This is a genomic window from Xylanimonas protaetiae (genome assembly GCF_004135385.1).
In the GTDB taxonomy this organism is placed as follows: domain Bacteria; phylum Actinomycetota; class Actinomycetes; order Actinomycetales; family Cellulomonadaceae; genus Xylanimonas; species Xylanimonas protaetiae.
This window is the reverse complement of record NZ_CP035493.1, coordinates 1,383,974-1,409,599: the sequence shown is the minus strand read 5'-3', so window position 1 is coordinate 1,409,599 and position 25,626 is coordinate 1,383,974. Positions and strand designations below refer to the sequence as shown.

At 70.9% G+C, this 25,626-nt stretch carries 20 protein-coding genes, 2 rRNA genes and 1 riboswitch; of the genes, 7 read left to right on the top strand and 15 right to left on the bottom strand.

The features are described 5' to 3' along the window. The first annotated feature begins 87 nt into the window (after nucleotides 1-87). Nucleotides 88-354: a hypothetical protein gene (locus ET471_RS06365; protein ID WP_129187101.1), complete on the top strand. Its 267-nt coding sequence runs from the start codon at nucleotides 88-90 to the stop codon at nucleotides 352-354. Between the two features lie 19 nt (nucleotides 355-373). Continuing rightward, complete coding sequence (locus tag ET471_RS06360; RefSeq protein ID WP_242496444.1) at nucleotides 374-2,008, top strand: sensor histidine kinase; 1,635 nt, start codon at nucleotides 374-376, stop codon at nucleotides 2,006-2,008. 62 nt (nucleotides 2,009-2,070) lie between these two features. Here ET471_RS06360 and ET471_RS06355 read toward each other — a convergent pair whose 3' ends face one another. The 7 genes from ET471_RS06355 to ET471_RS06325 all read right to left on the bottom strand — a co-directional run bounded on the left by ET471_RS06355 (nucleotide 2,071) and on the right by ET471_RS06325 (nucleotide 9,611). Next, the gene (locus tag ET471_RS06355; protein ID WP_129187100.1) at nucleotides 2,071-2,727 is read right to left on the bottom strand and encodes a response regulator; all 657 of its coding nucleotides are present in this window, start codon (nucleotides 2,725-2,727) and stop codon (nucleotides 2,071-2,073) included. Between the two features lie 25 nt (nucleotides 2,728-2,752). Next, the gene (locus tag ET471_RS06350) at nucleotides 2,753-3,292 is read right to left on the bottom strand and encodes a DoxX family membrane protein (RefSeq protein ID WP_207207339.1); all 540 of its coding nucleotides are present in this window, start codon (nucleotides 3,290-3,292) and stop codon (nucleotides 2,753-2,755) included. Nucleotides 3,293-3,411: 119 nt separating this feature from the next. Beyond that, nucleotides 3,412-3,774 (bottom strand): RNA-binding S4 domain-containing protein, encoded by a 363-nt coding sequence (locus ET471_RS06345; RefSeq protein WP_129187098.1) that lies wholly within the window; start codon nucleotides 3,772-3,774, stop codon nucleotides 3,412-3,414. A gap of 68 nt (nucleotides 3,775-3,842) precedes the next feature. Beyond that, nucleotides 3,843-6,209 (bottom strand): beta-xylosidase/alpha-l-arabinosidase, encoded by a 2,367-nt coding sequence (locus ET471_RS06340; RefSeq protein WP_165350551.1) that lies wholly within the window; start codon nucleotides 6,207-6,209, stop codon nucleotides 3,843-3,845. A 155-nt stretch (nucleotides 6,210-6,364) separates the two neighbouring features. Further along, nucleotides 6,365-7,246 (bottom strand): carbohydrate ABC transporter permease, encoded by an 882-nt coding sequence (locus ET471_RS06335; RefSeq protein ID WP_129187096.1) that lies wholly within the window; start codon nucleotides 7,244-7,246, stop codon nucleotides 6,365-6,367. After that, a complete protein-coding gene (locus tag ET471_RS06330) occupies nucleotides 7,246-8,235 on the bottom strand; it encodes a carbohydrate ABC transporter permease (protein ID WP_129187095.1) in 990 nt (329 codons plus the stop codon). Before ET471_RS06330 ends, ET471_RS06335 begins: the two co-directional genes overlap by 1 nt. A gap of 59 nt (nucleotides 8,236-8,294) precedes the next feature. Continuing rightward, nucleotides 8,295-9,611, bottom strand: a complete 1,317-nt coding sequence (locus ET471_RS06325) for an extracellular solute-binding protein (protein WP_129187094.1) — start codon at nucleotides 9,609-9,611, stop codon at nucleotides 8,295-8,297. 160 nt (nucleotides 9,612-9,771) lie between these two features. Here ET471_RS06325 and ET471_RS06320 point away from each other — a divergent pair, with 160 nt between their 5' ends. Further along, entirely contained in the window at nucleotides 9,772-10,815 is a 1,044-nt protein-coding gene (locus tag ET471_RS06320; RefSeq protein WP_129187093.1) for a LacI family DNA-binding transcriptional regulator, read from the top strand. A gap of 58 nt (nucleotides 10,816-10,873) precedes the next feature. Here the strand turns inward: ET471_RS06320 and ET471_RS06315 are convergent, their stop codons facing one another. Further along, nucleotides 10,874-12,178, bottom strand: a complete 1,305-nt coding sequence (locus tag ET471_RS06315; protein WP_129187092.1) for an ABC transporter substrate-binding protein — start codon at nucleotides 12,176-12,178, stop codon at nucleotides 10,874-10,876. Between the two features lie 121 nt (nucleotides 12,179-12,299). Between ET471_RS06315 and ET471_RS06310 the strand changes: the two genes are divergently transcribed. Beyond that, nucleotides 12,300-13,376 (top strand): GNAT family N-acetyltransferase, encoded by a 1,077-nt coding sequence (locus tag ET471_RS06310; protein ID WP_165350425.1) that lies wholly within the window; start codon nucleotides 12,300-12,302, stop codon nucleotides 13,374-13,376. On the opposite strand, the gene ET471_RS06305 is transcribed toward ET471_RS06310, so the two are convergent. Further along, on the bottom strand, nucleotides 13,315-13,842 hold the full coding sequence (locus ET471_RS06305) for a copper homeostasis protein CutC (protein WP_165350424.1): 528 nt from the start codon (nucleotides 13,840-13,842) through the stop codon (nucleotides 13,315-13,317). The genes ET471_RS06310 and ET471_RS06305 overlap by 62 nt on opposite strands. A gap of 121 nt (nucleotides 13,843-13,963) precedes the next feature. Between ET471_RS06305 and pgi the strand changes: the two genes are divergently transcribed. Next, nucleotides 13,964-15,679, top strand: a complete 1,716-nt coding sequence (gene pgi, locus ET471_RS06300; protein ID WP_129187089.1) for a glucose-6-phosphate isomerase — start codon at nucleotides 13,964-13,966, stop codon at nucleotides 15,677-15,679. A gap of 70 nt (nucleotides 15,680-15,749) precedes the next feature. Here the strand turns inward: pgi and ET471_RS06295 are convergent, their stop codons facing one another. After that, entirely contained in the window at nucleotides 15,750-16,364 is a 615-nt protein-coding gene (locus ET471_RS06295) for a dihydrofolate reductase family protein (RefSeq protein WP_129187088.1), read from the bottom strand. Between the two features lie 120 nt (nucleotides 16,365-16,484). Here ET471_RS06295 and ET471_RS06290 point away from each other — a divergent pair, with 120 nt between their 5' ends. After that, nucleotides 16,485-17,351 (top strand): aldo/keto reductase, encoded by an 867-nt coding sequence (locus tag ET471_RS06290; RefSeq protein WP_129187087.1) that lies wholly within the window; start codon nucleotides 16,485-16,487, stop codon nucleotides 17,349-17,351. A gap of 62 nt (nucleotides 17,352-17,413) precedes the next feature. On the opposite strand, the gene ET471_RS06285 is transcribed toward ET471_RS06290, so the two are convergent. Genes ET471_RS06285 through ET471_RS06275 form a run of 3 tightly spaced genes read right to left on the bottom strand, consistent with a single transcriptional unit; the run spans nucleotide 17,414 to nucleotide 21,275 of the window. Beyond that, on the bottom strand, nucleotides 17,414-18,445 hold the full coding sequence (locus tag ET471_RS06285) for an ABC transporter ATP-binding protein (protein WP_129187086.1): 1,032 nt from the start codon (nucleotides 18,443-18,445) through the stop codon (nucleotides 17,414-17,416). Beyond that, nucleotides 18,445-20,154 (bottom strand): ABC transporter permease, encoded by a 1,710-nt coding sequence (locus ET471_RS06280; RefSeq protein WP_129187085.1) that lies wholly within the window; start codon nucleotides 20,152-20,154, stop codon nucleotides 18,445-18,447. The genes ET471_RS06285 and ET471_RS06280 overlap by 1 nt, the downstream gene beginning before the upstream one ends. 38 nt (nucleotides 20,155-20,192) lie before the next feature. Next, complete coding sequence (locus ET471_RS06275) at nucleotides 20,193-21,275, bottom strand: thiamine ABC transporter substrate-binding protein (protein WP_129187084.1); 1,083 nt, start codon at nucleotides 21,273-21,275, stop codon at nucleotides 20,193-20,195. Nucleotides 21,276-21,345: 70 nt separating this feature from the next. Continuing rightward, nucleotides 21,346-21,450: riboswitch (TPP riboswitch) on the bottom strand. A 176-nt stretch (nucleotides 21,451-21,626) separates the two neighbouring features. Between ET471_RS06275 and ET471_RS06270 the strand changes: the two genes are divergently transcribed. Continuing rightward, nucleotides 21,627-21,872 (top strand): DUF4235 domain-containing protein, encoded by a 246-nt coding sequence (locus ET471_RS06270; RefSeq protein ID WP_242496509.1) that lies wholly within the window; start codon nucleotides 21,627-21,629, stop codon nucleotides 21,870-21,872. 81 nt (nucleotides 21,873-21,953) lie between these two features. Here the strand turns inward: ET471_RS06270 and rrf are convergent. Together rrf and ET471_RS06260 are read right to left on the bottom strand one after the other, a co-directional pair. Continuing rightward, a 5S ribosomal RNA gene (gene rrf / locus ET471_RS06265) occupies nucleotides 21,954-22,070 on the bottom strand. Between the two features lie 115 nt (nucleotides 22,071-22,185). After that, nucleotides 22,186-25,303: ribosomal RNA gene (locus ET471_RS06260) — 23S ribosomal RNA — on the bottom strand. Between the last annotated feature and the right edge of the window lie 323 nt (nucleotides 25,304-25,626).

Genomic DNA, 25,626 nt, shown 5'->3' with positions numbered 1-25,626 from the left:
GCGCCTGGTCGGCGGGCGAAACCGCGCCCGTCCGCGTGCGACGTGACACGCCGTGCGGAACAGTGGACCCAACGAGGGGGGTCCCCAATGAACGACACCGACGCCGGGTCGCTGACCATCGCGCTGCTGACCGCCTGCTCCGAGCCCGACGGGCCCGGCATCCACTCCCGTGTCGTCCAGGAGCTCCTCGACGAGGCGGTCGCCGACCCGCAGCTCGCCCGCGCCGTCCTGACGACCATGCTCACGGCGTCGGTGGTGTCGCTGCGAGCCTTCACCGACGCCACGCACCGCGACCGCGAGACGGTGCTGCACACGCTCGGCGTCGGCTGGGAACGGCACCGCCTGGCGCTCTGAGGCCGCTAGGTTGGGCGCCGTGCACATCCCGCCCGGCACACCCCCCGGCGACGCGGAGACGCTTCTCCTGGAGGCCGTCGTCGACGTCGGGCGCGGGCTCGAGCTCGGCGCCACGCTGCAACGGCTCGTCGAGGCGGCCGCGCACCTCGCGGACGCCCGGTACGCGGCGCTCGGCATCCTCGACGACGCGGGGCACATCGGCCAGTTCCTCACCGTGGGGATGGAGCCCGGGCAGGTCAGCGCCGTGGGGCACCACCCGACGGGACGCGGCATCCTCGGCGAGCTCATCCGCGACCCGCGCCCGCTGCGCCTGAGCGACCTCCAGCAGGACCCCCGTGCGGTCGGGTTCCCGCCGAACCACCCGCCGATGCACACCTTCCTCGGGGTGCCGCTGCAGGTGCACGGGGCGCCCTTCGGCAACCTCTACCTCACGGGCAAGCGCGGCGGCACCGACTTCACCGACGCCGACCAGCGCCGCATCGAGGCGCTCGCCGCGGCCGCGAGCGTCGCCGTCGAGAACGCGCGCCTGTACGACGACGCCCGCCTGCGCGAGCGGTGGGCGGTCGCGAGCGACGAGATCTCGCGCCGGCTCCTGGCCGGCGACGCCCCCGACGAGGTGCTCGACCTCGTCGCGTTCCACGCCGCGCAGGTGGCCGGCGCCGACGTCGCCGCCCTCACGGTGCCCGACGACGCCGGCCTGCGCGTCCGCGCGGTCTTCGGGGCGGACGACGTGCTCGGCGCCGTCGTGTCCGCGGAGGGGTCGTTCGCCGGCGAGGTGTACCGCACGGGCCTGCCCGTCGTCGTGGTGGACGCCGCGGCCGAGCCGCGCGGGGCGTTCGCGCTCGGCGCGATGGACGAGCAGGTGGGCCCGCTGGCCGCACTGCCGCTCGGCGAGCCGGGGCACACGCGCGGCGTGCTGTCCGTGGGCCGCAGGCAGGGCCGGCTGGCGTACACCGACATCGTCGTCGAGGCCCTCCAGGGCTTCGCCGCGCAGGCGGCCGTCGCGCTCGAGCTCGCCGAGCACCGCCGCGACGCCGAGCGCCTCGCCGTCGTGCGCGACCGCGACCGCATCGCGCGCGACCTGCACGACCTCGCCATCCAGCGCCTCTTCGCCACGGGGCTCGGCCTCCAGGGCGTCGCCCGGCGCCTGGACCGCGCCGACGACCCCGACGATGCCGCCCGCGTCTGGGCCGCCGTCGACGAGGTGGACGAGACGATCGGCCTCATCCGCACCACGATCCGCGGCCTCCAGCCACCCGACGACGACGCGCGGCGCGTGGGCGTGCGCTCGCGCGTGATCGCGGAGGTCGAGGGAGCCGCCCGCGCGCTGGGGTTCCCGCCGGCCCTGCGGTTCGAGGGACCCGTCGACGCCCTGGTGCCCCCGGTGACGGCCGACCACCTGGTCGCCGTCGTGCGTGAGAGCCTGAGCAACGTGGCCCGGCACGCGCACGCGACGCGCGTCGAGGTGCTGCTGTCGGCCGGCGAGGACCTCACGCTCACCGTCGCGGACGACGGCGTCGGGATTGCGCCGGGAGCGCGCCTGAGCGGCCTGGCGAACCTGCGCACGCGCGCCCGCGAGCTGGGCGGCACGTTCGCCCTCGGCGGGGACCCGGGCACGCGCCTGCGCTGGCAGGTGCCCCTCCCGACGGACTGACCCGACGGCCGGCACGGTGCCCCGACCCGCGAGCGTCAGGGCACCGCCTCACCCGGGCGCGGCTACGTCGGCAGGGTGCCGCGCCCCAGCTTGGTCGCCAGCACGGCGACCTGGGTCCTTCGTTCGAGACCGAGCTTGGCCAGCAGGCTGGAGACGTAGTTCTTCACCGTCTTCTCCGCGAGGAAGAGCTCCGCCCCGATCTGCCTGTTGGTCATCCCCTGCCCGATGAGGGTGAGGATCCGCTGTTCCTGCGCGGTGAGCGCAGCGAGCGGGTCGTCCTTCCTGGCCTGGGCCCGCAGCCGCGCCATGACGCGCTCCGCGGCGTGCGGGTCGAGCATCGACCCTCCCGCCGCGACCGTGCGGATCGCGTGGACCAGGTCCGTGCCGCGCACCTGCTTGAGCACGTAGCCCGACGCGCCCGCGAGGATCGCGTCGAACAGCGCCTCGTCGTCGTCGAACGACGTGAGGATCAGGCAGGCCACGTCCGTCGTCGCCCGCAGGTCCCGGCAGACGGAGACGCCGTCCCCGTCGGGCAGCCGCAGGTCCAGGACGACGACGTCGGGGGCCAGCACGGGCACGCGCGCGAGCGCCTCCGCCGCGGTGCCGGCCTCGCCGACCACCTCGACGTCGGGCTCCGCGCCGAGCAGGTCGGCCACGCCGCGCCGCACGACCTCGTGGTCGTCGACGAGGAACACGCGCACCGGGTTCACGGCGCCCACGCTAGCCCCCTCACCGTCCGCCCGGTCAGCGCAGCCAGGGGTTCTTGCGGACGAGCGGGAGCGCCGCCCACTGCTTGCCCAGGCCCCACGTCTCGCCGATGTTGCCCCAGGCCAGGCCGACGATGGCGATGGCCTCGAGCCAGTGCTCGTCGAGGAACGGGTTCGTGGCGATGGGCAGCGACGCCGCCCACATCATCATCAGGAGCACGGCCGCGCACACGGCGGCCACGCGCATGCCGATCCCCAGGGCGAGCGCCAGGCCGATGCCGAGCAGGCCCAGCATGAACAGCACGTCGACGAACGCGTTGCCGGACAGGCCGTTGAAGAAGCCCTTGAACGGGCCCTCGACGCCCTTGAGGAAGCCCGCCGTCGGCTGGCCTCCGTTGACCCACGCGCGCTCCGACGGCGTGGACCTGCCGAGCCCGAGCAGCTTGTCGAAGAACGCCCAGAGGAACTCGAAGGCGAGGACCAGCCGCAGCACCGCGAACGCGGAGCGCGCGACGGTCGGCAGGCTGGGGGTGGCGGCGGAGAGCGCACCCTCCCGGCGCTCTGTCACTGCACTCATGACGACCTCCATTGGTCGGTGGCCGGGAGGTTCCCGGCTCTGCGACCAGCGTCGTCGCTGCGGTCAGACCTCACCAGGGCGCGTGGTCCCGGCCGCGCAGGACCTTCGTCCCGGCGCCGTCAGTCCCTGCGGTCCCCGCGCAGGCGGTCGATCTCGCGGCGCTCGCGCTTGGTAGGCCGGCCCGTCCCGCGGTCGCGCACCCCGACGGCGAACCGCTCCTCCCGGGTCGGCAGCGCCGGGCTGTGGTCCACGTAGGCCTTGACGGCGAGCGGCGCCCCGACACGCTTGGGCAGCAGCTCGACCACCTCGACGTCGCGCTCGCGCAGCGTCTCGCGCCAGGTGACCCGGTCGCCAGGCTTGACGTGCGCGGACGCCTTGACGACGAACCCGTTGACGCGCACCCGCCCGGTCCGCAGCAGCCCGGCCGCGGACGAGCGCGACTTGAAGAGCCGCACCGCCCACAACCACACGTCCACGCGCATGCCCTCACCCTAACGACGCGAGGCGCCGGCCCCCGAAGGGACCGGCGCCTCGCGTCAGATGCGGCGGGTCAGGAGATCGTTGCCTTCACCCAGCGCTCGTCCGCCGTCGTGACCTCGTGCAGCGGGCCCGTGATCGCGACCGTCGCGCGCGGCGTCGCCGTGCCCGGGATCTCGACCTTCGCGGCCTTCTTCTCGTTGACGATGGCACCGGCGGTCGTCTCGGCGACGTCGGACGACGTCTCCGCGGCGGACGAGTGCGAGGCGACCCACACCTCGACGTCGCCCGGCTCGACGATCTTGACCATGCGGCGGTCGGAGAACGCGAAGCGCGTCGTCGGGATCGCGAACGTGAGGCGCTTCGACTCGCCGGCCTCCAGCGCGACGCGCTGGTAGCCGAGGAGCTGCACGACCGGACGGGCGATCGAGCCGAGCACGTCGCGGCCGTACACCTGGACGGGCTCCGCACCCGCGACGGCACCGGTGTTGGTCACCGTGACGGCGGCGGTGATCGTGCCGCCGGCCTCGACCGAGGAGGAGACCTCGAGGTCCGAGTACCCGAACGTCGTGTACGACAGGCCGAAGCCGAACGGACGCGTCGGCGTCGAGTCGGTGTTCGTCACGTCGGACGGGCCGCCGAGCATCGGGTGCAGGTACGAGTACGGCTGCGAGCCCGAGGAGCGCGGCAGCGACAGCGGCAGGCGACCCGACGGGTTGACGTTGCCCTTGAGCACGTCGGCGATCGCGAGACCGCCGCCCTCGCCCGGGAACGCGGCGTGGATCACGGCGGCCGGCTTGGGGCCGGTGCCGTCGAGCGCCCAGTCGATGACGTACGGGCGACCGAGCGTCATGACCATGACGACGGGCTTGCCGGTGGCGAGCAGCGCCTCGATGAACTGGCGCTGCACCCCGGGGAGCTCGAGCGACTCGGCGTCGTTGCCCTCGCCGACCGTGCCACGGCCGAACAGGCCGGCACGGTCGCCGACGACGGCGACGACGACGTCCGCACCCTCTGCGGCCTCGACCGCGGCGGCGAAGCCCGACGTGTCGGTGCCCTCGACGTCGCAGCCGTGCGCCGTGACGAGCTCGGTGCCCTCGAAGACCTCGGCCATCGCCTCGGCGACGGTCGGGATGTGGAAGCCGATCTCGTGGTCCGGGTAGTGCGCGAGCACGTGGTTCGCGAACGAGTAGCAGCCCTGGAGGGCCTCGACGGCGGCGGCGTTCGGGCCGACGACGGCGATCTTCTTGGCGGCCGTCAGCGGCAGCGTGCCGTCGTTCGACAGCAGGACGATCGACTCCTCGGCGAGCTTGCGCGCGATCGCCTGGTGCTTCGGCGAGTCGAGGTCGATCTCGGTGGGCGGCTCGTCGTCGAAGGCGTCGGGCTCGAGCAGGCCGAGCTCCTCCTTCTGCTTGAGGTGACGCGCGAGGGCGCGGTCCACGAGCGCCTCGGGGAACTCGCCCGAGCGGACCTTCTCGGCCAGCAGCGGGAAGGCGTCCATGCCGGGCAGCTCGACGTCCAGGCCGGCGCGCAGCGCCTGGGCGGCGGCGTCGGCGCGGTCGGCGGCGACGCCGTGCATGACCTCGAGGAACGCGACGGCGAAGTAGTCGGCGACGACGGTGCCCTCGAAGCCCCACGTGTCGCGCAGCACGCCGGTGAGGAGGTCCTCGTTGGCGGCGCAGGGCACGCCGTCGACGTCGGTGTAGGAGTTCATGACCGACTTGACCTTGCCGTCGAGCACGGCCATCTCGAACGGCGGCAGGAACGTGTCGGCGAGCTCGCGCGGGCCGGCGGAGACCGGGGCGTGGTTGCGGCCGGCCTTCGAGCCGGAGTAGCCGACGAAGTGCTTGAGCGTGGCGTGCACGCCGGAGTCCTGGAGGCCCTGGACGTAGCGCGTGCCGATGGTGCCGACGACGTAGGGGTCCTCGGAGATGGCCTCCTCGGTGCGGCCCCAGCGCGCGTCGCGGATGACGTCGAGCACGGGCGCGAGGCCCAGGTGCACGCCGAGCTTCTTCATCGACTCGCCGATGACCTGGCCCATCTCGTAGACGAGCTCGTCGTCGAACGCGGCACCCCAGGCCAGCGGGGCCGGGAAGGTCGCGGCCTGCCATGCGGCGAGGCCCGTGAGGCACTCCTCGTGCACGAGCGCGGGGATGCCGAGGCGCGTCTCCTTCTTGAGACGGCGCTGCTCGCCCCACAGCCACTCGGCGCGCTTGATCGGGTCGACCGGGCGCGTGCCGTAGACGCGGGTGTACTGGCCGAGGCCGTGCTGGGTGATCTCGGCGAGCGACTTGGCGCCGCTCTCCGCGGCCATCTCGCCCTGCATCGGGGCGACGACGTTCCCGCCCTGGTCCGGCCAGAAGCTGACGATCTGCGCGAGCTTCTCTTCGATGGTCATCTGCGCGATCAGGTCGCGGACACGGTCCGACACCTCGGGCATGTGCGCGGGAGCCGGAGCCTGGGCGGCGTCGGTCACGGGGGTCTCCTTAGACGCGGGCGGGGGTCACGGGGCGGCCCCGTAGCGGGTTCAACGCTACGGGGCCACCTTCGATATGGGGGTGTTCGTGGCGCAACCGACATCGGCCGGTGGCAGCGTCAGCCCTTCACGGCCCCTTGGAGGCCGTTGACGATGCGCTTCTGCATCGCCAGGAAGAACACGAGCGCCGGGATCATCGCGAGGCTCGTGAAGGCGAAGACGCCGGCCGTGTCGGCGCTGTGCTCGGACGAGAAGTCGGCGACGCCGAGCGGCAGCGTCTTGTTCTCCGGGCCGAGCAGCAGCAGGGGCAGCAGGTACGCGTTCCAGGAGCCGACGAACGCCAGCACGCCGACGGTCACCATGCCGGGACCCGACAGCGGCAGCAGGATCCGCCAGAAGAACCCGATCCGGCTCGTGCCGTCGAGCTGCGAGGCCTCCTCGAGCTCCTTGGGCAGCGACATGAGGAACGGCCGCAGGATGACCACCGTCGTCGGGAGCGCGAACGCCGCCTGGGGCAGCGCGATGCCGATCCACGTGTTGCCGAGGTGGAAGTTCTGGGTGATGAGGATGAACAGCGGGATGATCGCGACGGCCGCGGGGAAGAGCAGGCCGACGACGAACACCATGAACAGGCCCTCACGGCCCTTGAACTCGTACCGCGCGAGCGGGTAGGCCGCCATGACGCCGAAGACGACGACGAGCGCGGTCGTGATGAGCGCGATGCCCGAGGAGTTCAGCGCGTAGCGCCAGAAGTCCGGGTTCTGCAGCACGCCCAGGTAGTTGTCGAGGACGAACGGGTCGGGCATGCCGGCCGGGGACTCGGCGATCGCGGCGTTCGTGCGGAAGCCGCCCAGGACGCCGTACAGCACGGGCCCGAGGGTGAGCGCGACGACGACGAGCGCGACGAAGTACACGATCGCGGTCGAGGGCCGCAGGTCGAACCGGCGGCTGGGCCGCAGGCTCTGCTCGACACGGTGCCCGCTGAGGGTCTGCGTCGCCATCACTTCGCCTTCTCTCGCTGGGAGCGCTTGCGCTTCGGGGTGTCAGGCTGCGTGTCCCGCTTGAGGACGAGCTGCTGGTAGACGACGGCGAAGAAGAGCGCGATCACGAAGAGGATCACGGACGCGGCGCCGGCGATGCCGAAGTTGCTGGCCTGGGTGCCCTGGGCGATGAGGTAGGTCGCCATCGTCGTCGTGGCGCCCGCGGGGCCGCCCTTGGTGAGGATCCACACCATGTCGAAGACCTGGAGGGAGCCGATCATCGACAGGAACGCCCACGTGCGGATCGTCGGGCCCATGAGCGGGAAGGTGATCCTGCGCTGGACCTGCCACCAGCTCGCGCCGTCGAGGGCGGCGGCCTCGTAGAGCTCGTCCGGGATGCCCTGCAGGCCGGCGAGGAAGAGGATCACGGCGAGGCCGAGGTACTTCCACGTCAGGACGAACAGCACCGTCCACAGGGCGAGGTCGGGCGTCCCCAGGAAGCCCTGCTCGGGCGTGGGGATGTGGAGGGCCGCCGCGAGGGCGTCGATCGTGCCGTACTGCGGGACGAGCAGCGCGCCCCAGACGACGCCGGCGATGACCTCCGCCAGCACGTAGGGCACGAAGATGATCGTGCGCAGGATGCTCTGGCCCCACAGCTTGCGGTTGAGCAGGAGCGCGAGACCGAGGCCCAGCGGCAGCTGCAGCAGGATCGAGCCCACCACGATGATCAGGTTGTGGCGGAGCGCGTCGGTGAAGAGCTCGTCGGTCAGCACCGTCACGTAGTTCTTCAGGCCGACGAAGTCGACGAGGGGACCGATGCCGGTCCACTTGAACAGCGACATCTGGACCGCGGTGATGATCGGCCAGATCACGAACATGAGGAACAGCGCGAGGGCGGGCGTCACGAAGAAGGCGATCTCCGCACGCTTTCGCCAGGCGCCGGACATCGGCTTTCGACGGCGACCGCCCGGGGCGATGCCCGCCACCCCCTGCACGGGGGTGGCGGGCATCGACGGGGACGACGCAGGCGAGGCGGCCGGGCTGAGGGTCACATCGTCTGCCACGGTCGTCAGCCCTTCAGTGCCTTCGTGATCGCGTCGAGGATCTCCTGCGAGCCCGGCTCGCCGGCGAACACCTTGGCGATCGCGTCGTTCATCGGGCCACCCACGGCGCTGCCGAGGCGGGTGTCCAGGTAGAGCTGCGTGTTGCCACCCGCGTCACGCACCGGCAGGAGCTGGGCGAGCGCCTCGTTCTTCAGGTCGCCCGTGGCGGCCGGGTTGGTCGGCAGACCCATGTCGAGGGCCGCGAAGCCCTTCTGGACCTTGTCGGAGAGCAGGTACTTGGCGAAGTCGACCGCGACGTCGGGAGCCGAGGTCGAGACCTCCCACGCGTCACCGCCACCCATCTGGTCCTTGGGGTCGCCGGCCTCGCCCGGGAACGTCGGGTAGGCGAACCAGCCGAGGAACGACGGGACCTTGCCGTCGGCGGTGAGGCCGCCGGTCACGCCGGGCTCCCAGTGGCCCGCGAGCTCCATGCCCACCTTGCCGGTGGCGAGGAGGCCGGAGGCCGAGGTCGGGCCGGCCTGCGCGCCCGTCGAGAGGAAGCCGGGGTTGAACGGCTGCTTCGCGACGAGGGCCTGCAGGTCGTCGCCGGCCTTGGTGAAGCACGGGTCGGAGAAGTCGACGTCGGCGATCGCGTTCTCGACGGTGTCGAACGCGCACTCGCGGACCACGTTGTAGTACCAGTAGTGCGCGGCCGGCCACTTGTCGCCGGCGCCCACGGAGATCGGGTCGATCCCGGCGGTCTTCAGCTTGTCGACGTAGCCGTTGAACTCGTCGATGGTCGGCGCGGAGTTGACGTCCGTGATGCCGGCCTGGGCGAAGAGGTCCTTGTTGTACCAGAAGCCCACGAGGCCGATCGAGTAGGGCAGGGCGTAGACCTTGCCGTCGACCGTGTACTGGCCCGTGAAGCCCGAGATCTTGGAGATCTCGTCCTTGGCGACGTCGGTGAGGTCACGGGTGACGCCGGCGTCGACCTCGTTCTTGAGCTCGCCGCCACCGCGCGACATGAAGACGTCCGGGATCTGGGCAGCGTCGCCCGACTGGAGGACGGCCTTGAGCTTGGTCAGCATGTCCTCGTGCTGCATGGCCGAGACCTCGATCTTGACACCGGGGTGCTCGGACTCGAAGTCGGCAGCGACCTGGTCGTAGTAGTCCTTGCCCTCACCGGTGTTCGAGTTGTGCCACCAGGTGATGACCTGGTCGTCTCCGGCCGACGCGGCCGTGTTGTTGCCGGTGGCCGCGCCACCCGAACCAGCGCAGCCGGCCAGCAGCGTGATGCTCGCGCCGAGGGCGACGAACGCCCCACCACGCATCTTCCTCGTCATCGTGGAAACCCCTTGGTCGTCGTCGACGGGTTGACAGGGAACTCTGTCAACCCGGACTGTCGCAGGATGCTCGATCGAGTGTCAATCGTTGTCGATAACGATTTCGTATCGTGACGCCACGTCGAGATCACGGAGGCCGTCCTCACGCTACGGTTCGACGGTGAGCACCGACGCCCACCCCTCCCGCCTCCCCGCGCGTCCTGTCGGACGCGTCACCATCACCGACGTCGCGCGCGCCGCGGGGGTGTCCGTGGCGACCGTCTCCAAGGTCGTCAACGGGCGCTACGGCGTCGCCACCGCGACGGCGCAGCGCGTGCTGGAGGTGATCGCCGACCTCGGCTACGAGACGTCCCTCGTGGCCTCCTCGCTGCGCCGCGGCCGCACCGACGTCGTCGGCATCCTGCTGGCCGGGTTCGACCCGTTCGCCACCGAGCTGCTCAAGGGCATCTCGGCGGAGGCGGTCGGCAAGGGCTACGAGCTGCTCGCCTACTCGGGCGCCATCAGCGACGACAACGCCGTCGGGTGGGAGCGCCGGTCGCTCTCGCGCCTGGGCGGCACGCTCATCGACGGCGCGATCATCCTCACCCCCACGGTGAGCCTCGCGGGGACGAGCGTCCCGGTGATCTCCGTCGACCCGCACACCGGCTCGGGCGGCAGCCACGTCGTCGACTCCGACAACGTCGAGGGTGCGCGCGCGGCGACGCGCCACCTCATCGAGCTCGGGCACCGCCGCATCGCCCACATCCGCGGCCGCACCGACCTCGAGTCCGCGCACCGCCGCGAGCAGGGCTACCGCCTCTCGCTCGCCGAGGCCGGCATCCCGTTCGACCCCGACCTGGTGCGCGACGGCGGCTACCGCGCCGCGTGGACCACGGAGCCCGCCCGCGAGCTGCTCACGATGCCGGACCGGCCCACGGCCGTCTTCGCCGCCAACGACCTGTCGGCCTTCGGCGTCATCGAGGTGGCGCACGAGCTCGGCATGCGCGTCCCGCACGACCTCTCCGTGGTGGGCTTCGACGACATCCCCGAGGCCGCGAGCGCCAGCCCGCGCCTGACGACGATCGCGCAGCCGCTCCAGGCGATGGGCGCGCGCGCCGTGACGATGCTGTTCGCCCTGCTCGACGGCCAGGAGGCGGAGACGCACGTGCGGCTCCCGGCACGGCTGGTGGTGCGCAAGTCCACGTCGCCGCCGCCCGTGCTGTAGCGGACCTGCGAGACGACGAAGGACGCCGCGCCCCCACCGGGGCGCGGCGTCCTTCGTGTCACTCGGCGTTGGCCGCGGCCGTGACGGCGTCGACGATCGCCTGCGGGCTGCCGTTCCCGGCGAACAGGTCCGCGATGGCGGCCTTCATCGGGTCGCCGACGGCGTTGCCCAGCCGCGTGTCGAGGTAGAGCTGCGGCGCCTGGCCGACCTTGTCACGCGCGGCGACGACGTCCTTGAGCGTCGGGAAGGCGACGGAGCCGGCCGCGGCGGGGTTGGTAGGCAGGCCCATGTTGAGGGCGGCGAAGCCCTGCTGGACCTTGTCGGACAGCAGGTACTTGGCGAGGTCGACGGCGACGTCGGGCGCCGACGTCGAGACCTCCCACGCGTCGCCGCCGCCCACCTGGTCGACGGGGTCGCCGGCCTGGTTCGGGAAGGTCGGGTAGGCGAACCACTTGAGGAAGCCCGGCACCTGGCCGTCGGCGGTCAGGCCGGCGAGGATGCCCGGCTCCCAGTGGCCCGCGAGCTCCATGGCCACCTTGCCGTTCGCGAGCAGGCCGGACGCCGAGGACGGGCCCTGCTGGGCCACGGTGGTCATGTAGCCGTCGTTGAACGGCTTCTTCGCGACGAGCGCCTGGAGGTCCTCGCCGGCCTTGACGAAGCACGGGTCCGTGTAGCTCTTCGCGGCGACCGCGGCGTCGATGGTCGTGCGGGCGCACTCGCGGGCGACGTCGTAGAACCAGTAGTGCGAGGCGGGCCACTTGTCGCCGGCGCCCACGGAGAGCGGTGTGATGTCGGCCTCCTGGAGCTTGTCGACCCACTCGTCGAACTGGTCGATGGTCGGGTTGGGCACGACGTCGGTGATGCCCGCCTGGGCGAACAGGTCGGCGTTGTAGTAGAAGCCGACGATGCCCATCGAGTACGGCAGCGCGTACGTCTTGCCGTCGATCGTGTAGTCGCCGGTGAACTGGCTCGTCTTGGCGAGCTCGTCGGCCGCCACCTTGGTCAGGTCGCGCGTCACGCCGGCCGCGACCTCGCCCTGCAGCTCGCCGCCGCCGCGGGACATGAAGACGTCGGGCACCTGCTCGGGGTCGTTCGAGCCGAGCGTCTCCGAGAGCCGGGCGAGCATGTCGGAGTGCTCGAGCGCGGTGACCTCGACGTTGACGCCCGGGTGGGCCTTCTCGAAGTCGTTGGCGACCTGCTCGTAGTAATCCTTGGCCGCGCCCGTCGTCGAGTTGTGCCACCAGGTGATGGTCTGCACGTCGTCGAGCCCGCCCGGAGCCTCGCTGCCCGCGCAGCCGGCGGCCAGGAGGGCGACGGTCGCGCCCACCGCGAGGGCTAGGGAGGTGCGCTTGGTCGTCGTCATGGGTGAACCTCGGTGCTCGCTCGGGGGTCGACAGGCAGGTGTCGCGCGTGAGGGTTGCAGGCCGCGACGCGCCGTGTCAAAAACGGGTGACATCGCCCGTGCGCCGGCCGACCCTCGTGGTATGGCGAACGCGTCGTGGCGGCTGCTCGAGGTGGCCCCGGACCCTGCGGGCTCCTCCCCCGGCTGGGCGCACGAGGGCGTCGCCGCGCTGGACCGCGCGGTCTGCGTGGCCCGCGACGGGCACGACGACCAGGCGGTGCGCGCCGTCGAGTCCGCGAACCGGCTGGCGCACCAGGAGGACAGCGCGCACACGCTCGTGGTCGCGCTCGACGACGCCGACACCGTCGTCGGGCGGCTGGGCGTCGACCTGCCGCTGCGGGGGAACCGGCACACCGCGTGGGTCGAGGTGCAGGTGCACCCCGACCACCGCCGCCGAGGCCTCGGTGCCGCCCTGCTGGAGCGCGGCGAGCGGGTCGCGGCAGACGCCGGCCGCGGCACGCTCCAGGCCGAGAGCGAGTTCCGCGAGTCGCCGGGGTCGCCGCCGCTGCTCCCGCCGACCGGCTCGGGCGCCGCCCCCGCCGACGACGCGGGCGTGCGGTTCGCCCGCGCGCACGGCTACGAGCTGGCCCAGGTGGACCGCCGCTCGCTGCTCGAGACGCCGGTGGCGCCCGGTCTCCTCGACGCTCTCGAGGCCGACGCCGCGGGCCGCACCGGCGGCTACCGCCTGCACCGCTGGGACAGCACGGTCCCCGAGCGGTGGCTCGACGCGTTCGCCCTGCTGGAGACGCGGATGTCCACCGACGCGCCCGTCGGCGCCCTCGACTTCCGCGAGGACCCGTGGGACGCCGAGCGCGTGCGCCGCATGGCCGCCCGGCAGGTGGAACAGGGCCGCGAGTACGTCATCACCGCCGCGGAGCACGTCGCCTCCGGCGAGCTCGCGGGCATGACGATGCTGGCGTGGCTCCCCGCGCAGCAGTGCGCGTTCCAGTGGGACACCATCGTGCTGGCGCCCCACCGCGGTCACCGCCTGGGCATGGCCATGAAGGTGGCGAACCTGCGCCACCTCGCCGCGCTGCGCCCCGACGTCCGGCGCGTGCACACGTGGAACGCCGAGGAGAACGACCACATGCTCGGCATCAACGTGGCGATGGGGTTCCGGCCGGCGGGCGGTGCGGCGATCTGGCAGCGGCTGACGTGACGGCGGAAGCCGCGGCCGCGACGACGTCGGCGTCCGTGACGTCGTAGCCGGCCGGGCCGCCGCCCGGGCCGGCCGCCTCCGCGACGGCGCGCCGCGCCGAGAGGTGGACGGCGTCGACGCCCGCCGCGACGAGCGCGGCGACGTCGCCCGGCCGCACGCCGCCGCCGGCCATGAGCTCGACGCCCAGGCCGGTCGCGAGGGGCGCGAGGCGTCGCAGCTCCGCGAGGCCGTCGGCGGCGCAGGGCGCCCCGCCCGACGTCAGCACGCGCCGCACGTCGGCCTGCCGCAGGTCCGCGAGGGCCTGGCCACGGTCGGCGACGACGTCGAACGCCCGGTGGAACGTCAGGTCCGCGCCGCCCGCGGCGTCGGCGAGCGCCGCGAGCGCCGCCTCGTCCACCGCGCCCGACGCCGTCAGCGCGCCGGCGACGTCCTGGACGGCGATCTCGAGGGCGACGGGGCGGGGCACGACGCGAGCCTGCCGCGCGGCGGGCGCACCTGTCCACGCGCGACGCCGGTGGGACACGTGTCACGAGACCATGCGCCGGAACCCTGCGCGGACCACTCCTCCCGTCGTTACCGTGGACCCCATGACGACGCCCGCACCCGTCGACCCCACCAGCACCAGCGCCTGGGCCGACCTCGCCACCCACCACCAGAGCCTGACCGCCGACCTGCGCGGCTGGTTCGCCGCCGACCCGGAGCGCGCCGAGCGGCTCACCCTCGAGGCCGGTGACCTGTTCGTCGACCTGTCGAAGAACCTCGTCACCGACGAGACGCTCGCGCTGCTGGTGCGGCTCGCGCAGGAGGTGAACCTCACCGAGCGCATCGAAGCGATGTTCACGGGCGAGCGCATCAACGTCACCGAGGACCGCGCGGTGCTACACACCGCGCTGCGCCGCGCGCCGGGCACGCAGCCCGCGCTCGTGGTGGACGGCCAGGACGTCGACGCCGACGTCGCCGCGGAGCTGGACAAGCTCTCGGCGTTCGCCGACAAGGTGCGCTCGGGCGAGTGGACGGGCGTGACCGGCCGTCCGGTGACGACGGTCGTCAACATCGGCATCGGCGGCTCCGACCTGGGCCCCGTGATGATCTACGAGGCGCTCGAGCCGTACCGCCAGGCGGGCCTCACGGTGCGCTTCGTCTCCAACATCGACCCCACCGACGTCGCGCAGAAGACGAAGGACCTCGACCCGGAGACGACGCTGTTCATCGTCGCCTCGAAGACCTTCGGGACGCTCGAGACGCTGACGAACGCGCGCCTCGCGCGCGCCTGGCTGCTGGACTCCCTGGTGGCCAGCGGCGTCGTCGAGGACACCGCGGAGGCGCGCCGCGCCGCGGTCGGCAAGCACTTCGTCGCCGTCTCCACGGCGCTCGACAAGGTCGCGGCGTTCGGCATCGACCCGGCCAACGCGTTCGGGTTCTGGGACTGGGTCGGCGGACGCTACTCGGTCGACTCGGCGATCGGCACCTCGGTCGCCATCGCGATCGGCCCGGACCGCTTCCGGGAGCTGCTCGCGGGCTTCCGGGCGATCGACGAGCACTTCCGCACGACGCCGCTGGCCCAGAACGTGCCCGCGCTCATGGGCCTGCTCAACGTCTGGTACGTCAACTTCCTGGGCGCGGCGTCGCACGCGGTGCTGCCCTACGCGCAGCAGCTCCACCGCTTCGCGGCCTACCTGCAGCAGCTCACGATGGAGTCGAACGGCAAGTCGGTGCGCTGGGACGGCACACCCGTCACCACCGCGACCGGCGAGGTGTTCTGGGGCGAGCCGGGCACCAACGGCCAGCACGCCTTCTACCAGCTCATCCACCAGGGCACGCAGCTCATCCCGGCCGACTTCATCGCCGTCGCCAAGCCGGCGTACCCGCTGGTCGACGCCGAGGGTGACGGCGGCGCGGTCGCCGCGGGCGCGGACGTGCACGAGCTGTTCCTCGCGAACTTCTTCGCCCAGACCAAGGCGCTGGCCTTCGGCAAGACGGCGGCGGAGGTGCGAGAGGAGGGCACGCCGGAGCACATCGTGCCCGCGCGCGTGTTCTCCGGGAACCGCCCGACGACGTCGATCCTCGCCCCGGCGCTGACGCCGTCGGTGGTGGGCCAGCTCGTCGCGCTCTACGAGCACATCACGTTCACGCAGGGCATCGTCTGGGGCATCGACTCCTTCGACCAGTGGGGCGTAGAGCTGGGCAAGAAGCTAGCCCTCGAGGTAGCCCCGGCGGTCCAGGGCGACGAGACGGCCCTGGCCACCCAGGACCCGTCGACGCAGTCGCTGGTCCGCCGCTACCGCACCCTCCGCCACTCCTGACGGACGGCCGAGCGACTCTGGATGTCCGCGTACGACAGCCCGTACGCGGACATCCAGAGTCGCTCGACGGTTACTCCGCCTGAGGCATGTCGTGCTGCTTGACGTCGTCGTACGTCCGCGCCTCGGGGGGCGTCGTCGGGGTGTAGACGAGGCGGACGACGCCGGTGCCGAACGCCTCCGCCGAGAGCAGCCGCAGGGCGTAGCGCTCGTCGCCGTCGTCGAACAGGCGGGTGCCCTTGCGGGCGGCGACGGGGTGCACCAGGAGCCGCAGCTCGTCGAGCTGGCCGGCTGCGAGCAGCTGCCGGACGACCGAGACCGACCCGGGGACGACCACCTTGCCGACGCCCGGGTCCTCGCGCAGCCCGCGGGCCGTGGCGACGACGTCGGCCGTGGCCTCGACGTTGCGCCAGCCGAGGTCGGCCGTGCCGCGTGTGGCGACCACCTTGCGGGTGTCGCCCAGGAGCTTGGCGAACTGCGCGTCCTGCTCGCCCGCGGCCTCCCGGTCGGGCCAGGCGCCCACGAAGCTGTCGTACGTGACGCGCCCGAGCAGGACGACGTCGACGTCGGCGTAGTCGTCGGTGACCGCGGCGCCCATCTGGTCGTCGAAGTACGGGAAGTGCCACTCGGGGTCGATCTCGACGACGCCGTCGAGCGAGCAGAACAGGGTCGAGACGATGGTGCCCATGGGGGTCCTCCGGTCGTGGTCGATGTCACGACGGTAGACGTCCACGGGCCTGACATCTCGTCGGCCGCGGGTCTATCGTCGTCGTCGGAACGATTCGACAGACGACACAGGAGTCACCTCATGCAGCAGCGCACCATCGGCGGCCGCCAGGTCGGCGCGATCGGCCTCGGCGGCATGCCGATGTCCCTCGAGGGCCGCCCCGAGCGCGAGCGCTCGATCGCCACCATCCACGCCGCGCTCGACGCCGGCGTGACCCTCGTCGACACGGCCGACGCCTACCACCGCGACGCCCACGAGGTGGGCCACAACGAGGAGCTCATCGCCGAGGCGCTGCGCACCTACGGCTCGGACGTCGGCGACGTGCTCGTGGCCACCAAGGGCGGCCACCTGCGCCCCGGCGACGGCTCGTGGACGCTGAACGGCCGCCCCGAGTACCTCAAGGAGGCCGCCAAGGCGTCCGCCAAGCGCCTGGGCGTGGACGCCATCGGCCTCTACCAGTTCCACCGCCCCGACTGGGACGTCCCCTACGCCGACTCCGTGGGCGCGATCCGCGACCTGCTCGACGAGGGCGTCATCCAGATGGCCGGCATCTCGAACGCCAACCCCGAGCAGATCCGCGAAGCGCAGGAGATCCTCGGCGGCCGCCTGGTCTCGGTGCAGAACCAGTTCTCGCCGCGCTTCCGCTCCTCGCTGCCCGAGCTCGAGCTGTGCGCCGAGCTCGGCATCGCGTTCCTGCCGTGGAGCCCGCTGGGCGGCATCTCGCTCGCCCGCTCGGGCGAGCTCGGCGACACGTACGCGCCGTTCGTCGAGGTCGCCGAGGCCCACGGCGTCTCCCCGTTCCAGGTCTGCCTGGCCTGGGAGCTCGCCCTGGCCCCCGTCGTGATCCCGATCCCGGGCGCCTCGCGCCCCGCCTCCATCGAGGACTCGGCCGCAGCGACGACGCTGACGCTCACCGCCGAGGAGATCGCCCGCCTCTCGGCGGCCTGACGGTCGCCCGGCACCACCGGGCTGGCCCGGCCGGGCACGACCGGCCGGGCAGACCGGCCGGGTCAGTCCGTCGTCGGCACGACGGCGCAGCCCGCCGGGTCCAGCCCGACGACGACGGCAGAGCCCGGCTCCGCGCCCGTCCCGCCGTCCTGGAGGGCGACGACGCGCTCAGCACCGGCGCCGAGGTCGACGTCGACGGTCACCTCGGTGCGCCCGCGCCGGAACGTGCCGGCCACGACCCGCCCCGGCCACCCGGTCGCCTCCGCGCCGGGCAGCACCCGCAGGCCGGTCGGCCCGACGGCGAGCACGCCGTCACGCTGCGGCACGAACGCCTGGTAGCCGAGGAACTCCGCGACGGCGCGGGACGCGGGCGCCCGCCACAGCTCCTCGGGCGCCGCCACCTGGAGCAGCCTCCCGGCCTTCATGACGCCCACCCGGTCCGCGACCGTGAACGCCTCGTCGTGGTCGTGCGTCACGAACACCGCCGTCGTCCCGGTCGCGCGCAGCACGTCCCGGACGTCGTCGGCGAGGCGCTCGCGCAGCGCGCGGTCCAGTGCGCTGAACGGCTCGTCGAGCAGCAGCAGCCGTGGCCGCGGCGCGAGCGCCCGCGCGAGCGCCACGCGCTGCTTCTCGCCGCCCGACAGCGTGGACACCGCCCGGTGCGCGTACCCGCCGAGCCCTACCGCGTCGAGCAGCTCGCGCACCCGCCCGACGCGCTCGGCCCGTGGCATGCCGGCGATCTCGAGCCCGTAGGCGACGTTCCGCTCGACGTCGCGGTGGGCGAACAGCTGCCCGTCCTGGAACAGCAGGCCGAACCCGCGCCGGTGCACGGGGACCCCGGCCAGGTCGACGCCGTCGAACGTGACGGTGCCGCCCGCGAGCGGCTCGAGCCCCGCGACGGCGCGCAGGAGCGACGACTTGCCGCACCCGCTCGGCCCGAGCAGCGCAAGGATCTCGCCGTCGGCGACGTCGAGGTCCACGCCGTCGACCGCGACCGTCGTCCCGGCGCCGCCGCGCCCGCCGTCGTCGTACCGCACGACGGCCCCCCGCACGGAGAGCCCTCCGCCCGCCGTCGTCTCGTCCACAGAGCCCATCAGAACTCCCCTCCGGCCGCGCCCGAGGCGCGGTCCCCCCGTAGCCGCTCGGCCAGCATCATGACGACGGCGGTGAGCACCGCCAGGACCACGGACGCGGCCAGCGCCATGCCGTAGTTCTCCGCCCCGGGCCGGCCGATGAGCCGGAAGATGACGACGGGCAGCGTCGCGGAGTCGGGCCGGGCGAGGAACGCCGTCGCGCCGAACTCGCCCAGGGACACCGCGAACGCGAACCCGATCGCGAGCCCGAGCGACCGCAGCGCGATCGGCAGGTCGACGTCGCGCAGCACGCGTCCGGGCGCGGCGCCCAGCACGGACGCCGCCTGCCGCAGGCGCGGGTCGATCGCGCGCAGCACGGGCAGGACCGTGCGCACCACGAGGGGCACGGCGACGACGGCCTGCGCGATGGGTACGAGCAGCCCGGACGTGCGCAGGTCGACGTCGAGCCCGAGCGGCCGGTCGAGCGTGATGAGGAACCCGAACCCGACGGTCACCGCGCTCACCCCGAGTGGCAGCATGACGACGGCGTCGAGCAGCCCGACGGCCCTCCGCGCGACGCGGGCGCGCGGCCGACGCGACACCACCAGCGCGACGAGCCCCCCGACGACGACCGCGATGACCGTCGCGACGAGGGCCGTGCGCACCGAGTTCGCGAGCGCCTCCCACACCGTCACGGCGAGCGCGTTGCGCCCGCCCGTGGTGCCGAGGGCCCGGTAGTTCGCGAGCCCCCAGGCGCCGTCGGGCCCCCGGAACGAGCGCCCCACGAGCCCGGCGAGCGGCAGTACGACGAGCCCGCCGACGACGACCGACGTCGCCACCGCGGCGGCGACGTCGGGCACGCTGCGCACGCTCCACCGGTGCGCGGCGACGTCCTCGTGCTCGAGGTGCAGCGCGCGCTCGCGGCGCGCGCGGGCGCGCCCGGCGACCCACAGGGCGAGGGTGACCACCAGGAGCTGGAGGATGGAGAGCACCGCGGCGGTGCGCAGGTCGAGGAACTGCGTGGTGCGCCGGTAGATCTCCGTCTCGACGGTCCCGTACCCGAGCCCGCCGAGCACCAGCACGACGCCGAACGCCGTCGCGCAGAACAGGAACACGACGGCCGCGGCGGAGGCTAGGGCCGGGCTCAGCGCGGGCAGCGTCACGGTGCGGAACGCCCGCGCGGGCGACGCCCCGAGCGCCCGCGCGGCCTGCTCGGCACGCGGGTCGAGCCGCTCCCAGAGCCCGCCCACGGTCCGCACGACGACGGACACGTTGAAGAACACGAGCGCGACGACGACGGCCACGAAGGTGCCGTCCAGGTGCGCCCAGCCGAGCAGCCCGCCGGTCTGGAACAGCGCCCGGAACGCGACGCCGACGACGACGGTCGGCAGCACGAACGGCACCGTCACCAGGCCGCGCAGCAGCCCGCGCCCCGGGAACCGCGTCCGGTACAGCAGGTACGCCACGGGCAGCCCGAGCAGCACGGACGCCGCGGACCCGGCGGTCGCCTGCGCGAGCGTCGTCCCGACGAGCCGCCACGTGCGCGGGTTGCCCAGCACGTCGCGCAGCCCGCCGAGGTCCACGCCACCGCCCTCGGCGAGGAACCCGCGCGCGACCAGCGTGACCGCGGGCCAGGCGAAGAACACGCCGAGGAAGGCGAGGGGCAGCAGCACGGCCACTCCCCACCACACGGCTGAGGGTGCCGAGACGGCGGCCCGGGCGCGGGTCATCCCGGCCATTGCAGCACCCCCAGCCGCGTCGTGTGCGGTCAGCCGCCGACGGCGGCGGTCCACTGGTCGAGCCAGGCGTCGCGGTTCGCGGCGATGTCCGCGGGGTCGACCTCGAACGGGGCGTCCGAGAGCGGCGCGAACTGCGTCCACTCGGCCGGAAGCTCGACCGAGGAGTCGGCCGGGTACATGTACATCTGACCGGGGATGTCGGCCTGGAACGGCTGCGAGACCAGGAAGTCGAGCAGCGCGCGGGCCCCCTCGGGGTTCTGGGCGCCGGCGAGGACTCCCGCGAACTCCACCTGCCGGAAGCACGTGCCGAGCAGGGCACGCGTCGTGGTGGCCGTGCCGTCGTCGGTCACGGTGAACGCCGGCGACGTCGAGTAGCTCACGACGATCGGTCGCGTGCCACCCTCGCCCGCGCCGGAGAACTCCGTGTAGTACCCGTCCTCCCACGAGTCGGCGACCTTGAGGCCGTTGGCCTTGAGCGCCTCCCAGTAGCCGGTCCAGCCCTGGCCGCCGAACCCGTCGTCGCCGAACGCGCCGATGGTGGCCAGCATGAACGCCATGCCCGGCGACGACGACGCGGGGTTCAGCGCGACCATGAGGTCCTTGAACTCGGGCTTGGCGAGGTCCTCGAGCGTCTCGGGCTCGGCGAGCCCCCGCTCCTGGAACCACGCGACGTCGGTGTTGACGCAGACGTCGCCCAGGTCGATCGGGATCAGCGCCCCGTCGCCGAGGACGAGCGGCGTGGCCGACTCGGCCAGCCCGGCCGGGACGTGGGGCTCGAGCGCGCCGGCGTCGATGACGCGCGACGCGAACGTGTTGTCGATGCCGAAGACGAGGTCGCCCACGGGCGAGCCCTGGGTCAGCACCACCTGGTTGGCCAGGGTGCCGGCGTCGCCCATGGCGACCTGCTTGACCGTGAACCCGCTCTCCTGCTCGAACTTCGCGATGACGTCGTCCGAGACCGCCCACGAGTCGTGCGTGACGAGCGTGACGGTGTCGCCGCCGCTCGGGCTCGCACCGCCGCTCGGCGTACCGCTCGAGCACGCGGCCAGGGCGGGCAGCAGCCCGACGGCGACGACGGCCGCGGCGCGGGCGCGCAGTGACTTGGCTGTCATGGTGATCCTCCTCAGGGTCGAGAAGGGGGCCCGTGCACCGTCGTCGCGTGAGCGCGCTGACAGCGCACAGGGATCGAGAAGCCCGACTTCCTCCACCGGTGCTAGCCGGATCAGGTTCGAGGGTCTGCGGTGGTCCGCACTCTCAGCGCCCGGTGGCGCTCCCCTGTCGTTCCCCACCAGCGTAACGCCCCAGGTCCGGACCGCTCGACCGTGTCTCGCGGATGACCGGTCCGGGGGCCCGCCCCCGGGCGCCCGCCTCCGGCCTGGGGATACCGTGGACCAGCGACGACGACCACCGTTCGGCGCAGAGCCGGGAGGACGCACGTGACCACGAGGGACGAACCCTTGACCGTGAAGATCGGCACGGCGGTGCTGACGCTGGCGGCGGGCTGGCTGGCCCAGAAGGCCGTCGGGATGATCTGGGAGAAGAGCACCGGCCGGTCCGCCCCGAAGGACCTCGACAACGACGAGATCACCATCGTCCAGGCCGTCACGTTCGCCGCGGTGTCCGGCGGCGTCGCCGTCCTCGCCCGCCGGCTCGCGCACCGGGGTGCCGCCCGCGCCGTCGCACGCTTCGCCGCGAAGCCGGCCGCCTGAGCCGTCTCTCGTCCGGGACTCCCGATCCTGGGTGTGCGAAAGACCCCGCACCGGTGGGTGCGGGGTCTTTCGTTGAAGGGTGTCCGGCGGCGTCCTACTCTCCCACCCCGTCTCCAGGGCAGTACCATCGGCGCTGTAGGGCTGAGCTTCCGGGTTCGGAATGGGACCGGGCGTTTCCCCTACGCTATGACCGCCGTAACAGTATCGAGTTGTCGGGTGCCCCCGTGTTCCCGCCCTGGTCGGGGGCGGGGGTGGGGGTGGTTGCCCGTTTCTCGGGAACCGCACAGTGGACGCGTAGCAAGTGTAAGTGTGTGTGTTGAAGTTGTTGGCTGATTAGTACCGGTCAGCTGCGGCAGTCGTTGGTCCTGCCTTCCACATCCGGCCTATCTACCCAGTGGTCTCGCTGGGTGCCTTCAGAACTTGCGTTCATGGAAACCTCATCTTGAAGCAGGCTTCCCGCTTAGATGCTTTCAGCGGTTATCCTTCCCGAACGTAGCTAACCAGCGGTGCACTTGGCAGTACAACTGGCACACCAGAGGTTCGTCCGTCCCGGTCCTCTCGTACTAGGGACAGCCCTTCTCAAGTTTCCTGCGCGCGCAGCGGATAGGGACCGAACTGTCTCACGACGTTCTAAACCCAGCTCGCGTACCGCTTTAATGGGCGAACAGCCCAACCCTTGGGACCTACTCCAGCCCCAGGATGCGACGAGCCGACATCGAGGTGCCAAACCATGCCGTCGATATGGACTCTTGGGCAAGATCAGCCTGTTATCCCCGGGGTACCTTTTATCCGTTGAGCGACGGCGCTTCCACAAGCCACCGCCGGATCACTAGTCCCGACTTTCGTCCCTGCTCGACCTGTCGGTCTCACAGTCAAGCTCCCTTGTGCACTTGCACTCGACACCTGATTGCCAACCAGGCTGAGGGAACCTTTGGGCGCCTCCGTTACATTTTGGGAGGCAACCGCCCCAGTTAAACTACCCACCAGGCACTGTCCCTGATCCGGATGACGGACCGAGGTTAGATATCCGTTGCAGTCAGAGTGGTATTTCAACGTTGACTCCCCCGAGCTGGCGCCCGGGGTTCATAGTCTCCCACCTATCCTACACAAACTGCACCGAACACCAATACCAAGCTATAGTAAAGGTCCCGGGGTCTTTCCGTCCTGCTGCGCGTAACGAGCATCTTTACTCGTAGTGCAATTTCGCCGAGCTCGCGGTTGAGACAGCGGAGAAGTCGTTACGCCATTCGTGCAGGTCGGAACTTACCCGACAAGGAATTTCGCTACCTTAGGATGGTTATAGTTACCACCGCCGTTTACTGGGGCTTAAATTCTGGGCTTCACCAAAGGTTGACCCGTCCTCTTAACCTTCCAGCACCGGGCAGGCGTCAGTCCGTATACATCGTCTTGCGACTTCGCACGGACCTGTGTTTTTAGTAAACAGTCGCTTCTCCCTGGTCTCTGCGGCCCTCCCCGCGTCCCCACGCTAGGTGGTTGACGGTTCAGGCCCCCCTTCTCCCGAAGTTACGGGGGCATTTTGCCGAGTTCCTTAACCACGATTCGCTCGATCGCCTTGGTATTCTCTACCTGACCACCTGAGTCGGTTTGGGGTACGGGCGGCTAGAACCTCGCGTCGAGGCTTTTCTTGGCAGCAGAGGATCACCCGTTTCCCGCATACGCGGTCACTATCAGCTCTCACCCTGTGTGACACCCGGATTTGCCTAGGTGTCGGGCTACGGCCTTGGACGTGGACTACCATCGCCACGCCGGGCTACCTTCCTGCGTCACCCCTGTTAATACGCTTACCTACTGCCAGGTCGGGTCACGCGCCGCCGGCGCCGGTGTGGTCCGAAGACCACGATGGCGCCCTTGGGGCGTTTAGCATTCCTGGGTTCGGTATGGGCGGTTCTTCGCCGGTAGGAGAATATCAACTCCTTGTCCATCGACTACGCCTGTCGGCCTCGCCTTAGGTCCCGACTTACCCAGGGCGGATTAACCTGGCCCTGGAACCCTTGGTCATTCGGCGGACGGGTTTCTCACCCGTCATTCGCTACTCATGCCTGCATTCTCACTCGTGTAGTCTCCACCACTGGGTCACCCCGCGGCTTCACTGTCCACACGACGCTCCCCTACCCAGCACAGCCCCTGAACCAACGAATCAAGTTCGCGGCTTGGGTGTCGCTGCGCTGCCACGGCTTCGGCGGTGTGCTTGAGCCCCGCTACATTGTCGGCGCGGAATCACTTGACCAGTGAGCTATTACGCACTCTTTCAAGGGTGGCTGCTTCTAAGCCAACCTCCTGGTTGTCTGTGCAACTCCACATCCTTTCCCACTGAGCACACGCTTAGGGGCCTTAGCCGGTGATCTGGGCTGTTTCCCTCTCGACTACGGAGCTTATCCCCCGCAGTCTCACTGCCTCGCTTAAACTTACCGGCATTCGGAGTTTGGCTGACGTCAGTAACCTGGTAGGGCCCATCGGCCATCCAGTAGCTCTACCTCCGGCAAGAAACACGAGACGCTGCACCTAAATGCATTTCGGGGAGAACCAGCTATCACGAAGTTTGATTGGCCTTTCACCCCTAACCACAGGTCATCCCCCAGGTTTTCAACCCTGGTGGGTTCGGCCCTCCACACTGTCTTACCAGTGCTTCAGCCTGCCCATGGCTAGATCACTTCGCTTCGGGTCTAGACCCGGCGACTATCACGCCCTGTTCGGACTCGCTTTCGCTACGGCTACCCCGCACGGGTTAACCTCGCCACCGAGCACTAACTCGCAGGCTCATTCTTCAAAAGGCACGCCGTCACCCCAGCTAGGGAGGCTCCGACGGATTGTAGGCACACGGTTTCAGGTACTATTTCACTCCCCTCCCGGGGTACTTTTCACCTTTCCCTCACGGTACTAGTCCGCTATCGGTCACTAGGTAGTATTTAGGCTTAGCAAGTGGTCTTGCCAGATTCACACGAGATTTCTCGGGCCCCGTGCTACTTGGGATCCCCTCCACCAGGCCGCATCATTTCGTCTACGGGACTAGCACCCTCTACGGTCCGCCTCTCAATGCGGTTCGACTATGACGCGGCTTTCTCACTGGTTGGGAGACTGTCAGATCTCCCCAGAAGGTCCCACAACCCCGCACACGCAACGCCTGACAGCTTTAACACGTGTACGGTTTGGCCTCATCCGCTTTCGCTCGCCACTACTCACGGAATATCTCTTCCTGCCGGTACTGAGATGTTTCACTTCCCGGCGTTCCCTCCACACACCCTATATATTCAGGTGCGGGTACCTGCACATGACTGCAGGTGGGTTCCCCCATTCGGACATCCTCGGATCACAGCTCGTTTGCCAACTCCCCGAGGCTTATCGCAGGCTACGACGTCCTTCTTCGGCTCCTAGTGCCAAGGCATCCACCCTGTGCCCTTAAAAACTTCAACAAAAGCGTTGAGTCGTTAAGTACTCTTTGCGTTTCACACTACAGAGACATTCAGGAACACCCTCCCACAAGGAGAAGGTGCTTGAACATCTTGGATGCTCGCGTCCACTGTGCAGTTCTCAAGCAACGGACAGACCCACCGACCAGACCCGCCAACCCCAACCCCCACCCCGAGAAGAACTCTCGAGACGTGGTGGAGCGGTCCGGGCCATCTGGTGACCTGTACCAAGACTCCCGACCAGACCCACCCCTGACAGGGGCACGTCCCGCGGCCGGTTGCCTCAGGACCCAACAGTGCGTCCACGACCACCACCCGAACCCGTC